Source organism: Streptomyces sp. NPDC126503 (genome assembly GCF_040302405.1).
GTDB lineage: Bacteria > Actinomycetota > Actinomycetes > Streptomycetales > Streptomycetaceae > Streptomyces > Streptomyces gulbargensis.
On record NZ_JBEORS010000005.1, the window covers coordinates 117466 to 131203 of the forward strand.

8 protein-coding genes are annotated in these 13738 nt (G+C 70.4%); 5 read left to right on the forward strand and 3 right to left on the reverse strand.

Annotated features, from left to right (window positions below; all coding sequences use genetic code 11):
• Window positions 1–11: 11 nt before the first annotated feature.
• Window positions 12–2807: an aconitate hydratase gene (locus ABTY40_RS09175; protein WP_352058926.1), complete on the reverse strand. Its 2796-nt coding sequence runs from the start codon at window positions 2805–2807 to the stop codon at window positions 12–14.
• 312 nt (window positions 2808–3119) lie between these two features.
• Here ABTY40_RS09175 and ABTY40_RS09180 point away from each other — a divergent pair, with 312 nt between their 5' ends.
• Together ABTY40_RS09180 and ABTY40_RS09185 are read left to right on the forward strand one after the other, a co-directional pair.
• Window positions 3120–3479 carry a VOC family protein gene (locus ABTY40_RS09180; RefSeq protein WP_352058927.1) on the forward strand — a complete coding sequence of 120 codons (360 nt, stop codon included), beginning with the start codon at window positions 3120–3122 and terminating at the stop codon, window positions 3477–3479.
• Between the two features lie 47 nt (window positions 3480–3526).
• Complete coding sequence (locus ABTY40_RS09185; RefSeq protein WP_352058928.1) at window positions 3527–5056, forward strand: helix-turn-helix domain-containing protein; 1530 nt, start codon at window positions 3527–3529, stop codon at window positions 5054–5056.
• A gap of 214 nt (window positions 5057–5270) precedes the next feature.
• Here ABTY40_RS09185 and ABTY40_RS09190 read toward each other — a convergent pair whose 3' ends face one another.
• Window positions 5271–6548 (reverse strand): McrC family protein, encoded by a 1278-nt coding sequence (locus ABTY40_RS09190; protein ID WP_352058929.1) that lies wholly within the window; start codon window positions 6546–6548, stop codon window positions 5271–5273.
• Window positions 6545–8398 (reverse strand): DUF4357 domain-containing protein, encoded by a 1854-nt coding sequence (locus ABTY40_RS09195; protein WP_352058930.1) that lies wholly within the window; start codon window positions 8396–8398, stop codon window positions 6545–6547. The genes ABTY40_RS09190 and ABTY40_RS09195 overlap by 4 nt, the downstream gene beginning before the upstream one ends.
• A gap of 188 nt (window positions 8399–8586) precedes the next feature.
• Between ABTY40_RS09195 and ABTY40_RS09200 the strand changes: the two genes are divergently transcribed.
• The 3 genes from ABTY40_RS09200 to ABTY40_RS09210 all read left to right on the forward strand — a co-directional run bounded on the left by ABTY40_RS09200 (window position 8587) and on the right by ABTY40_RS09210 (window position 13735).
• A complete protein-coding gene (locus ABTY40_RS09200; RefSeq protein ID WP_352058931.1) occupies window positions 8587–9276 on the forward strand; it encodes a hypothetical protein in 690 nt (229 codons plus the stop codon).
• A 107-nt stretch (window positions 9277–9383) separates the two neighbouring features.
• A complete protein-coding gene (locus ABTY40_RS09205; RefSeq protein ID WP_352058932.1) occupies window positions 9384–10694 on the forward strand; it encodes a serine/threonine-protein kinase in 1311 nt (436 codons plus the stop codon).
• 83 nt (window positions 10695–10777) lie between these two features.
• The gene (locus tag ABTY40_RS09210) at window positions 10778–13735 is read left to right on the forward strand and encodes an SNF2-related protein (RefSeq protein ID WP_352058933.1); all 2958 of its coding nucleotides are present in this window, start codon (window positions 10778–10780) and stop codon (window positions 13733–13735) included.
• Window positions 13736–13738 lie beyond the last annotated feature (3 nt).

Here is a 13738-nt window from a genome sequence, read left to right on the forward strand (position 1 = left end):
CCGGGACCGGGTCAGCCGCGGATCAGGTTCCGCAGCACGTACTGCATGATGCCGCCGTTGCGGTAGTAGTCGGCCTCACCGGGGGTGTCGATGCGGACGACCGCGTCGAACTCGACACCGGTGTCGGTGGTGACCTTGACCGTGCTGGGGGTGGTGCCCTCGTTCAGCTCGGTGATGCCGGTGATGGAGAAGGTCTCCTCGCCGGTCAGGCCCAGCGAGTCGGCCGACTCGCCGGCCGGGAACTGGAGCGGGAGGACGCCCATGCCGATGAGGTTCGAGCGGTGGATGCGCTCGTACGACTCGGTGATGACGGCCTTGACGCCGAGGAGGGCCGTGCCCTTGGCCGCCCAGTCGCGGGACGAACCGGAGCCGTACTCCTTGCCGCCCAGGATCACCAGCGGGGTGCCGGCGGCCTGGTAGTTCTGCGAGGCGTCGTAGATGAAGGAGACCGGGCCGCCCTCCTGCGTGAAGTCGCGGGTGTAGCCGCCCTCGGTGCCCGGCGCGATCTGGTTGCGCAGGCGGATGTTGGCGAACGTGCCGCGGATCATGACCTCGTGGTTGCCACGGCGCGAGCCGTAGGAGTTGAAGTCACGACGCTCCACACCGTGCTCGGTGAGGTACTGGCCGGCCGGGGTGTCGGCCTTGATGGCACCGGCCGGGGAGATGTGGTCGGTGGTGACCGAGTCGCCGAGCTTCGCGAGCACGCGGGCGCCCGTGATGTCCTTGACCGGGGTGGTCTCCATCGTCATGCCCTCGAAGTACGGGGGCTTGCGGACGTAGGTCGACTCCGGGTCCCACTCGAAGGTGTTGCCGGTCGGGATCGACAGCGCCTGCCACTGGGCGTCGCCCGCGAAGACGTCCTGGTAGGACTTGTTGAACATGTCCTCGCCGATGGCGCTGGCCACGACGTCGTTGACCTCGGCCTCGGTCGGCCAGATGTCCTTGAGGAACACCGGGTTGCCCTCGGTGTCGGTGCCCAGCGCGTCCTTGGTGATGTCCACCTTCATGGAACCCGCGAGGGCGTACGCGACGACCAGCGGCGGGGAGGCCAGGTAGTTCATCTTGACGTCGGGGTTGATGCGGCCCTCGAAGTTCCGGTTGCCGGAGAGGACCGAGGTGACCGCGAGGTCGTGCTCGTTGACGGCCTGGGAGACCTCCTCCGGCAGCGGGCCGGAGTTGCCGATGCAGGTGGTGCAGCCGTAACCGACGAGGTTGAAGCCGACCTTGTCGAGGTACGGGGTGAGGCCCGCCTTGTCGAAGTAGTCGGTGACGACCTTCGAGCCCGGGGCGAGGGTGGTCTTGACCCACGGCTTGCGGGTCAGGCCCTTCTCCACGGCCTTCTTCGCGACGAGCGCGGCGGCGACCATGACGTACGGGTTCGAGGTGTTGGTGCAGGAGGTGATCGCGGCGACGGTGACGGCGCCGTGGTCCAGCGTGTACGTCGAGCCGTCGGGAGCGGTGACCTGGACCGGGTTCGACGGGACGGCGGCGCCGGTGCCCTCGGCGTGCTGCGGGGCGCCCGCGCCGTTCTCCTGGCTGCCGTAGGCGGGGGCGTCGGAGGCCGGGAAGGACTCGACGCTCGCCTCGTCCACCGGGGAGGCGGCGGTGCCGGCCTCGGCGGCCGGGACGTCGACGTAGTTGAGGACGTCCTTGGCGAACTGCTCGGCGGCGTTGGCGAGGACGATGCGGTCCTGCGGACGCTTCGGGCCGGCGATCGACGGGACGACGGTGGAGAGGTCGAGCTCCAGCTTCTCGGAGAAGTCGGGCTCGGCGGCCGGGTCGAGCCAGAGGCCCTGCTCCTTGGCGTACGCCTCGACGAGCGCGACCTGCTGCTCGGAGCGGCCGGTGAGCTTGAGGTAGTTCAGGGTCTCGCCGTCGATCGGGAAGATGGCGGCGGTGGAGCCGAACTCCGGCGACATGTTGCCGATGGTGGCGCGGTTCGCCAGCGAGGTGGCGGCGACGCCCTCGCCGTAGAACTCGACGAACTTGCCGACGACACCGTGCTTGCGCAGCATCTCGGTGATGGTCAGCACCAGGTCGGTGGCGGTGGTGCCGGCGGGGAGCTCACCGGTCAGCTTGAAGCCGACGACGCGCGGGATGAGCATGGAGACCGGCTGGCCGAGCATGGCGGCCTCGGCCTCGATGCCGCCGACGCCCCAGCCGAGCACACCGAGGCCGTTGACCATGGTGGTGTGGGAGTCGGTGCCGACGAGGGTGTCGGGGTACGCCTGGCCGTTCCGGACCATGACGGTGCGGGCCAGGTGCTCGATGTTGACCTGGTGGACGATGCCGGTGCCGGGCGGGACGACCTTGAACTCGTCGAAGGCGGTCTGGCCCCAGCGCAGGAACTGGTAGCGCTCCTTGTTGCGGCCGTACTCCAGCTCGACGTTCTGGCCGAAGGCGTCCGCGGTGCCGAACTTGTCGGCGATGACGGAGTGGTCGATGACCAGCTCGGCCGGGGCCAGCGGGTTGATCTTCGCCGGGTCGCCGCCGAGCTCCTTGACGGCCTCGCGCATGGTGGCGAGGTCGACGACACAGGGCACACCGGTGAAGTCCTGCATGATCACGCGGGCCGGCGTGAACTGGATCTCCTGGCTCGGCTGGGCCTGCGAGTCCCAGTTGCCCAGGGCGCGGATGTGGTCGGCGGTGATGTTCGCGCCGTCCTCGGTGCGGAGCAGGTTCTCCAGCAGAACCTTCAGGCTGTAGGGGAGCCGGGCCGAGCCCTCCACCTTGTCCAGGCGGAAGATCTCGTACGACTCGTCGCCCACGCGCAGCGTGCTGCGGGCGTCGAAGCTGTTCGCCGACACGACAGTCTCCTTCATCAAAGTGCGCGTACTACCGTCATGCTGCCGCCACGACTCCTCGCCGATCCGCTAAGGTAAGGCTAAGTTAGGTAGCCCTTACCGGGCAGGCGGCCGCAGTGCGCCGTAAGCAGTTATCTCGATGTCGAGATAACTCTAGTGCATCCACGGCGTCCGGTCATGCCCGGCCGCGCGCGTTCTCCCCGCGCGTACGGGGCGCGCGGGCGGTGGGGCCGGACCGCGCGGCGACAGAGCGGGACGAACCCGGACGGACGCGGAAGGATTGCCGCCACCCCGGGGCGGGCCGAGGATCGGAACATGTTCAGCGGCGCGCATGTGATTCTCTACACCCGGGACGCCGAGGCGGACCGCGACTTCCTCAAGGACGTCGTCGGCTTCGACCACGTGGACGCCGGGCGCGGCTGGCTGATCTTCCGGCTGCCGCCGGCCGAGATCGCGGTGCACCCCACGGACGGGGAGCCGCAGCACGAGGTGTACCTCATGTGCGAGGACGTCGCGGCCACCCTCACGACCCTGGAGGACCGCGGGGCGCACATCTCACGGCCCATCAGCGACCAGGGGTGGGGCCTCCTCGCGGCGGTACGGCTGCCGAGCGGCACCGAACTGCCGCTGTACGAACCGCGCCACCCGATCGCGCACGACACGCCACCCGGATGAACCACCCCAATGATCGTCTCATCTCATATCTGAGATAACGTGACGCCATGGCAGACGACTACCTCGTACGTATCGGCAAGCTCATCCGTGACGCCCGCCAGCACCGTGGCTGGACGCAGACGCAGCTCGCCGAAGCACTGGCCACCAGCCAGAGCGCCGTCAATCGGATCGAACGCGGCAACCAGAACATCAGCCTTGAGATGATCGCCCGCATCGGTGAAGCCCTCGACAGCGAGATCGTGTCCCTCGGCTACTCCGGGCCCATGCACCTGCGCGTCGTCGGCCGCCGCCGTCTCTCCGGCTCCATCGACGTCAAGACGAGCAAGAACGCCTGTGTCGCGCTGCTCTGCGCCTCCCTGCTCAACAAGGGCCGCACCGTCCTGCGCCGCGTGGCCCGCATCGAGGAGGTCTTCCGCCTCCTGGAGGTGCTGAACTCCATCGGCGTCCGCACCCGCTGGATCAACGACGGCGTGGACCTGGAGATCGTGCCGCCGGCAGAGCTGGACATGGAGTCCATCGACGCGGAGGCCGCCATCCGCACCCGCTCCATCATCATGTTCTTCGGCCCGCTGCTGCACCGCCTGGACCGCTTCAAGCTGCCGTACGCCGGCGGCTGCGACCTCGGTACGCGCACGATCGAGCCGCACATGATCGCGCTGCGCCGCTTCGGCCTGGAGATCACCGCCACCGAGGGGCTGTACCACGCGCGCGTGGAACGGTCCGTCTCCCCCGACCGCCCCATCGTGCTGACCGAGCGCGGGGACACGGTCACCGAGAACGCCCTGCTGGCCGCGGCCCGCCACGACGGCGTGACCGTCATCCGCAACGCCTCCTCCAACTACATGGTCCAGGACCTCTGCTTCTTCCTGGAGGCGCTCGGCGTACGGGTCGACGGCATCGGCACCACCACCCTCACCGTGCACGGCGTGCCGCAGATCGACGTCGACGTCGACTACTCCCCCTCCGAGGACCCGGTCGAGGCGATGAGCCTGCTGGCCGCCGCGGTCGTCACGGAGTCGGAGCTGACGATCCGCCGGGTCCCGATCGAGTTCATGGAGATCGAGCTCGCGGTCCTGGAGGAGATGGGCCTCGACCACGACCGCTCCCCCGAGTACGCCGCCGACAACGGCCGCACCCGCCTCGTCGACCTGACGGTCCGCCCCTCCAAGCTGGAGGCGCCGATCGACAAGATCCACCCGATGCCCTTCCCGGGCCTCAACATCGACAACGTCCCCTTCTTCGCGGCCATCGCGGCCACCGCCCAGGGCAAGACCCTCATCCACGACTGGGTCTACGACAACCGGGCCATCTACCTCACCGACCTCAACCGCCTCGGCGGCCGCCTCCAGCTCCTCGACCCCCACCGCGTCCTGGTCGAGGGCCCCACCCGCTGGCGCGCCGCCGAAATGATGTGCCCCCCGGCGCTGCGCCCGGCCGTGGTCGTCCTGCTCGCGATGATGGCGGCGGAGGGCACCTCGGTGCTGCGGAACGTCTACGTCATCAACCGGGGGTACGAGGACCTGGCGGAGCGGTTGAACTCGGTGGGGGCGCAGATCGAGATCTTCCGGGACATCTGAGCAGCCTCGGATGCAATGCCACTAATCCCCTCCTGACCTGCACGTATGTGAGCCAGGAGGGGACTCGTCGGCGTCTGTGGAACTTGTCTGGGACTTTGGTTCGAGATCGGGAGACTACCGGGTTCGGTGCTCCATGTGATACGTCATCAGAATGATGCGGAGCAGCCACCCCGTCGGAGGAGACCCGGTACAGCGAGCTGTCTCCAACTCGTGCTCAGCCATGCGCCCCATGCACCGGCTCAGGTGTCCGAGGAACCCCGGAGGGCGCGCTGCCCTGACGTGACATTGCTGAGCCGTGAAGCATGCGCCGAGCCAGCGCGTCGATCTCGGCAAGCAACCCCGCGGACTGCTGTTCCAGGTCAATGGCATGCTGGTGGAGGACTGTACCGGCATGTCGCACACGGTGGCTGATGTGTGGAGCGTTGCCCTTCGCGTACACCAGGTGCCCCTCCGGCAGCCCCAGGGCTGTGCAGTAGGCCAGCATTTGGTACAGGTCCTCATTCGGAAAGCCGCGATTTCTGCGGGCCTTGTACTTGGCGTCCGCGACGATCAGCGGGGTGCCGGACTCTCCGTACCAGACGAAATCGGGTCGCAGGCCGATCGCATCCCCTTCGTCCATGTGGATGTTCCGGGCCTGGAGGACACTTCTGCCACCGTAGGGGCGCATGGCCTCCCGTAGTGCCGTACAGATGAAGTCCTCGTAGATGCCGTTCATGTCGAACAGGAATCCGTTCATGCGCAGCTGCCCGGGCAGGTGCTCGGCCGACCATCCCCTCAGCACCGTTCCGGAGAGGTGAAGCGCCGGGTGGTAGCGGGTGTTGAGCCGCGTCGGATGCCAGGCGGGTGGTGTCTGCCCCCGGGTGAGCGGTGTGATGTCCACCAGCCGGGACCGCTGGTGCATCAGGCGCGTACGTACGGTCCGGGGGACACCGGGGAGGCGCAGGAGCCGGTCGACAGCCGCGCGGAGGAGGCGGTTCTCGGCGATGTCCGTGGTGAATTCGTCGTACGTCACCTCCGCGGGCACGGGCATGCCGAATCGGCGGCGGATCTGTTCGGACTCGCGGAGCCGGCCGCGTACGACGGGGGACGACTCCTCGGCCGTCCGGTAGCCCTGGAGCAAGCCCTGCCGCAGTGCACGGTCGATCTGGCGCTCGACGGTGTGCGCGAACGCCGGGAGGAGGTCGTCGTGCGCGGCCAGTTGCACGGTGCCGTCCCGCCAGCCCCGGGGGTCGCTGCTGTAGCCGAGCAGGAAGATCAGGCGGGTGATCGGCACCTTGGGGGTGATCCGCACCGTGACGCCTTCGCCTCCGGGGACGGTGAGTGTGACGGCACCCACCCTGCTGCCGGCGCGCAGTCGCCAGGCGCCCGGGTCATAGGGGTCCGGACCGGCCTCTTCCAGGATTCTGGACGCGGCCAGTGCGCGGCCCACGGCGTCGGGGAGCCGGACCGAGCGCGCGGGTCCGTGCTCGACGAGCGGGACGTCGGAGGTCACTGTGCGTCGGTCCCGTCACCCGGTTCGGGCGAGGTGGTGCGTGACGCGAGCGCCCTGCGGAGGGCCGGCAGGCCGTAGCGGCCCTCGATGTCCACGCCTTCGCCGTAGTGGTGCTCCTCCAGGAGCGGAAGGATCTTGGTCCGCCAGGTCCGTTCCAGTCCGCCCTCGCGGTAGACGCCGGTCTTCATCAGGTACGACGGTCCGATCTTGAAGTCGGGGTCGTCGATGCGGGCGTTGAGGGCGTCGAGCAGGTCCGCGGGTTCGGGGTCCTGCTCCTTCGACTCCAGCCAGGAGCGCAGCAGCCCCCGGGTGGGATCGATGCGCGGGGACAGCTCGACGAACGCGAAGCGCCGGCGCATCGCCGCGTCGACGAGGGCGATCGAGCGGTCGGCCGTGTTCATGGTGCCGATGACGAAGAGGTTTCGGGGCAGGGAGAAGTCCTCGTCCGAGTAGGTCAGCCGCACCGACCGGTCGCGGTATTCGAGGAGGAAGTACAGCTCGCCGAAGACCTTGGCGAGGTTGGCCCGGTTGATCTCGTCGATGACCAGGAAGTGCGGGATGTGCCGGTTGCCCTCCCTGCTGGCCAGTTCGGCGAATTCGCGCAGCGGGCCGGCCGTGAGCCGGAAGGCGACCTCACGCGTCCCGGGGTCCTCGCGGGGGCGGAAGCCCTCGAAGAAGTCCTCGTAGGAGTACGACGGGTGGAACTGGACCAGTTCGACCTGCTCCGGCCCGCCGCCGAAGAACTCGGCGAGCTCCTGCGCCAGGAAGGTCTTGCCCGTCCCGGGAGGCCCGTAGAAGATCAACTGTTTCTCGTCGTGGAGCAGTTGCCTGATCTCCTGCAGCCATGCGAGGTGGTGCACGTGGAGCTTCTTCCGCAGTTCCTCGGTGGGCTCGGGCAGCTCCACGTCGCGGCGGGCGGTGACGGCCAGGGGCTCGGCGCTGATCACGGAGCCGTCGGCCAGGGCTTCTTCCACCAGCTCCTCGTCGCTGACCCCGAGGCCGTCCACGATGGCCTTGACGGTGGTGAGGTCGATCACGTCGTGGCGCGACGAGAGCTTCTGACGCAGTTCCTGCGGCAGTTCGTCCAAGGGGAAGCCGTCGCCTCCCCACTCCACGGGGCGCCAGAGAACGCGGCTTCCATCGTCGGCGACGAGGTGCTCGACGTTGCCCGTGATCTTCCCGGTGTGGAGCCGGCCATCGGAGAGTGCGCACACCGTGTCGCCGGGCCGCATCCGGGAGAGGAAGGCGTGCAGCTCCTCAACGAGCTGCGGCTTCTCGGTGTACGTCGCCGCCGATCCGTAGTCCTCGTCGACGAAGGTGCGCAGCTGTTCCTTGCTGATGCCCTGAGTGGCGGCGGGGCGCAGGTGGGCGGCGGTCAGGGACACCCTGCCTTCGGGGAGCCACGCGCGCCGGAACAGGTCGGGGCCGGCCGAGTGCGGCCCCCGTACCAGCCAGGCGCGACTCGGACCCGACCACACCTGACCGAGGAAGTCGGCGAGCGGCCGGCCGTCCTCGGTCTTCCACTCCATCCACCCGTTGCTGCTGCGACCCAGGAGGATCTCCCCCGCCGCGGAGGGCGAGTTGCACTCCACGTCCTCGACCACTTCGAGCCAGCCCGGCCACGTGGACGTTTCGCGTATCACCCCTTCCGCGATGAGCCGTTCGCGCAGGCGGTACGAGGAAGGCGTCTTCTCCGGGAACGACGGGACGACGTCGGGTCGCGCCGGGGAGCCCGCGAGCACCACCATCTTCTGGCTGCCGTTAGTCCCGTTCTCGGTCAGCAGCCGGCCTCTGGCCGTGGGCCCGCCGTACGGCAGGCCCAGCTGGAACTCGGGGTACGAATCGAGCATCGGTGTCCTTGGGTCGGTGGGTACGGCCGGGTGCATTGTGGGGCGCTCGTGATCCACTTCGGCGTCGCTTCGCGTATTTCCGGCCAACTCCGACGCCTCGGCCGGCACAGATCCGGCCGCACGTTGCCGTGCACGGCGGCCGACGTCCATGATCGGGAGCGGAGCACCGGCACGGCGAGGGGGGAACGGTGGGCACCGGAACGACGAGCGGACCGACCAGGCAGCGGCACACCGAGGACCTGCTGGCGGCAGTGTCCATGACGTCCGCGCAGCTCGCCCAGGCGGTCGGCCGGTTCGACGGTGACACCCTGGCCATGGTGACGGCCGCGATTCGCACGGCGGAGCGCGCCTTCGAGGAGCTCGACGCCTGCTACGACGTCATCGACGACGCGTCGGCCACGGGCCGGGCGATCGCCGCCCGGCTGAGCGCCCTGCTCGCGGCGGAGGACGAGCCGGGCGTCGGTCGGGAGCTGGACGCCCTGGACGCGGTCTCCGCTCGCGTCCGCGGCACGGACCGCGCCCGAGAACTGCTGCACCGTGTCCTCGGACGGGAGGAGGCGGCCGAGCGCGCCCTGCCGGCGGTATGCCGTCTCACCGGGGCGGACCTGCCCGCTCTCCCTTCCGCGTACGCGGACGACGCGGGTTTCGACGACCTGATGGCCTTTGCCGCCCGCGAGGAGGAGCTGGCGCCACGGCTGCGTGAGGCGCACGCCGAACGCCTCCGCGAGGTGGCCGCGCACCTCGTCCACGTGGTGGAGCAGGTCGCGGCCGTGGGTTTCGCCGACGAGGCCTTCGCCCGGGAATCGGCGCACGAGGCACGCCGGGCCCACGAACTGTGGGTCCGCTGCCTCGCGGAGCGCAGGCGCGACCTCGGATAGCAGGCCGTCTCCGCGCCCGTACGGCATCGGTCTCCGGCCGGATACCGTGTGCGGTGCGACCGGACACGTCAGCTCCGTCCTCCCGCTCACGAGCAGAAAGGCCCCTCGTGCACATCGCCCCCCTGAGCCCGCATGACCCCGTCGAGCTGGGGGGCTACGAGCTGCTCGGCCGCATCGGGCACGGCGGCATGGGACAGGTGTACCTGGGCGAGTCACCCGGCGGGGAGCCCGCAGCCGTCAAGGTGATCAAGCCGTCGGTCGTGGACTCCGAGACCCGGCAGCGCTTCGCCCAGGAAGTGGAGATCCTCAAGACGATCTGGGGTGCGCGGATCGCGGCGCTGCTCGACGCCGACGCGGAGGCCGATCCGCCGTGGCTGGCCACCGAGTACATCGAGGGCCCCGACCTGAGCCGACATGTGGCCCTGCACGGCCCGCTTCCCTCGCTGCTCGCCGCCTCCCTCGGGGCGACGCTCGCCGAAGCGCTCGCCACCGTGCACAAGCAGGGTCTGCTGCACCGTGACCTCAAGCCCGCGAACGTGCTGCTCGGCCCCAACGGACCGAAGGTCATCGACTTCGGGCTCGCGGTGTTCGCCGAGTCGAGCGTGTCCCTGACCGCGCCCAACGCCGTGGTCGGCACCCCGGCCTGCATGGCGCCCGAACAGGCGCGGGGCGACCGGCCGCTGACCCCCGCGGTCGACGTGCACGCGCTCGGCGCCGTGATGCTGTTCGCCGTCTCCGGCCACCTCCCCTACCAGGCCGCGAACATCCACGTCCTCTTCCACCAGGTCACGGACCCGGAGACGGCTCCCGACCTGTCGGGGGTCCCCGACGAGCTGATGCCCCTGCTGACGGCGATGCTCGCGCACCGGGCCGAGGACCGGCCGGCGCTGAGCGACGTCGTCCAGCAGTGCCGGGCGGTCATCGAGGCGCAGGGCTTCAAGGTCGCCCAGGCGCGGCGCCGGCTCACGACGCACACGGCGGCCCCTTCACATCTGCTGGACAGCCTGCCGCCGACGGTCCCCCTCCCGCTGCCGCCCACCGTCCCGGCGGTCCCGGCGGTCCCCGGGCCGAGCACGTCGCCGAAGACAGAGCCGACCGTGGTGCTTCCCCCGGACGCCGTGGTGCTGTCCCCGGACGCCACCCCGCCGGCCGCCCCCGCGCCTGACACCGACGAGCAGGTCGCCCCCGAGCCGACCCCTACGCTCGTCGACCGTCCCACACCGCGGTCCGGAACCGCCGCGCCCTCGTCCGCGCCCGCCGCTCCGCGGCCCTCCACGGACACGGACAGCCCGTCGTCCACGCCGCCGGCCACTCCCCGCACTCCCCGCGGCCGCTCCGGGCAGCGGCTCCCTTCCGCCCAGGCCCGGATCACCGGACAGCGGCTCCGCGAGGTGTACGCGGCCCAGGCGCCGTTCTGACACCGGCGGGCTCCCGTTGCCGGCGGACCCGCGATACTGAGGGGCCTGCCACAACCGTCACGTAACACCACAGGAGGACACGGGTGACCGCCGTCCAGACCAGCCCCGAGCAGCACGGCGACGCGTCGGACGCGGCGGGGCAGGAGCAGTTCCCGGCAGGCGCGCAGGTGCTCGTACGCGACGAGGTGTGGCTGGTCAAGAACGCGGTGCCGACCGCCGATGACGGCACCCGGGTCGAGGTGGTCGGGGTGTCCGACTTCGTACGGGACCAGGAGGCCGTGTTCTTCACCGGCCTGGACACCGTCGAGCTCATCGACCCGCGCGACACCCGGCTGATCGCGGACGACTCCCCCACCTACCGGCGCTCCCGGCTGTTCCTGGAGGCCGTGCTGCGCCGCACGGCCCTGCCCCAGTCCGAGCGGCGGCTCGCGCTCGCCGACTCCTTCCTCCTGGACCCGCTCCCCTACCAGCGCCGCCCCGCCGAGCTCGCGCTCTCCGGCGCCAATCTGCGCCCCCGGCTGCTGATCGCGGACGTGGTGGGCCTCGGCAAGACGCTGGAGATCGGCCTGACGCTCGCCGAGCTCATCCGGCGCGGCCGGGGCGAGCGCATCCTCGTCGTCACGCCCCAGCACGTCCTGGAGCAGTTCCAGCACGAGCTGTGGACGCGGTTCGCCATTCCGCTGGTCCGCCTGGACTCGGTGGGCATCGAGCGGATCCAGCGCGAGATCCCCGCGGGGCGGAACCCGTTCACCTTCTTCAAGCGCGTGATCGTCTCGATCGACACGCTGAAGAACACTGACCAGTACCGCCACCACCTGGAGCAGATCCGCTGGGACGCGGTCGTCATCGACGAGTCGCACAATCTGATCAACCGCGGCTCCCTGCGCAACCAGCTCGCCCAGACGCTGGCGCCGCGGACCGACGCCCTGATCCTCGCGTCCGCCACGCCGCACAACGGCGACGCGAGGTCGTTCGCCGAGCTGATCGCCCTGCTGGACCCGGCGGCGATCCGCGATCCGGAGAACTACCGGGCCGAGGACATCGAGCACCTCTTCATCCGCCGTACGAAGGTCAGCACCGAGGTCCGCGAGCAGATGAAGGGCCAGTGGGCGGACCGCGGACCGTCCCAGGCCGTGCACTGCCCGGCCACCCCGGCCGAGGAGCGGATCTTCGAGGAGCTGGCGTCCGTCTGGCTGCCGCGCGACGGCAGCCCGTCCGTGAGCTCCGTCCCGCTCTTCCCGTACACGCTCCTCAAGTCCTTCCTCTCCTCGCACGCGGCGCTCAGGGCCACCGTGAGCGCCCGTATCAAGACCCTGGAGAAGAAGGACGCCCCCCGCGCCACGGCGGCGGAGCTCGCCGCCCTGCGCCGGCTCGCGGAACTGACCGCCGACCTGACGGAGGCGGACTCGGCGAAGTTCGCCGCGCTGGTGGAGCAGCTGAAGGGCATCGGCGTCGGCCCCTCCTCCGACACCCGCGTCGTGGTCTTCTCGGAGCGCGTCCAGACGCTGGAGTGGCTGGCGACCGTCCTGCCCGCCGCCCTCGGCTTCCGGGGCCGGACCGCGAAGGACTGCCTGCGCGTCATGCACGGCGGCCTCTCCGACGAGCAGCAGATGCGGGTCGTGGAGGAGTTCGGGCTGGCCGGCGCCCCGGTACGGATCCTGCTGACGGGCGACGTGGCCTCCGAGGGCGTCAACCTGCACCGCCAGTGCCACCAGCTGATCCACTACGACGTGCCGTGGTCGCTGATCCGCATCGAGCAGCGCAACGGCCGCATCGACCGCTACGGGCAGGCCCACCCGCCGCAGTTCCGCGCCCTGATCCTCACCAGCGTCACCGAGGGCGCGAAGGACGACACCCTGGTCTCCGAGCGGCTCCTGGAGCGCGAGGACCAGGCGCACCGTTCGCTCGGCACGGCGGAGGCCGTCACCGGCCTCTACCGCGCGGAGGCCGAGGAGAAGTCCCTCATCCAGGATCTGCTGCGCGGCAGGACCGTGGACGAGTCCCTCGACGGGCGCCGGTCCGGTGAGGACGCCGGCACGGATGCCATGGACGACTTCCTGGCGGACTTCTTCGGCTCGGTCGGTGACGCGCCGCAGGCGGACGACGGCACCGCGGCCGACGGGTCCGCCCCCGAGACGGTGGGAGGCGCCACCGGCACGGGTGAGGCGACGGGCTCCGTCCTCCCCCGCCTCTTCGACTCGACCGCCCACTTCCTGGACGAGGCGCTGCGCGAGGTGTACCCGGACGCCCGGGACCGCCTGGACCTCGACCGCGACGAGCAGTCGGGCCTGCTGTCCTTCCGCCCCCCGGCCGACCTCCTCCACCGCCTCAAGGCGCTGCCCGTGGACTACCTGCGCGAACAGCGACTGCGCGAGCGGCTGTTGGTCACCTTCAACCGGCGGCTCGCCCAGCACTCGCTCCAGCGTGCCCGCGAGGCGGGTTCCACCTCCAGCTGGCCGGAGATCTCGCTGCTGACCGATCTGCACCCGGTCGTCGAGTGGCTGACGGACAAGGTCCTCGTCCGGCTCGGACGCCAGGAGGCACCGATGATCACGGCCGAGGTGGCGGAACCCACCTATCTCGTCCAGGGCGTGTACTCGAACGCCCTGGGCCGGCCGACGGTCGTCAAGTGGATGGGCGTGACGCGCGGCGGGGTCGTCGACGACGACATGGTGTCGCTGCTGCGCCGCTCCGGGGTCGGCCCGACGATGGCGAACAAGCTCCGTCACCGGGATCCCGCCCCGCTGGCCGCCGCCATCCCCGCCGTCCTGGAGGCCGCCGAGGCCTTCATGGAGCGGCACCGGGACGCCTGGGACCGGCCGCTGCGCGAGTCGATCGAGCGCCACAAGCTGCGCCTCGGCGACTGGGAGCAGCCCACGCTGGCGGGCGAGCACACCAAGCGGCGGCTCACCGACCTCGCCGACGACCTGCTGACCACCGGGCAGCGCCCGATGCTGCGCGTCCTCGCGGTGCTGCTGCCCGACCCCGACGCACCACCGGCCGCGTCCGCGCCCCTGTCCGCCACGCCCGCCGCCCTCTGAGAG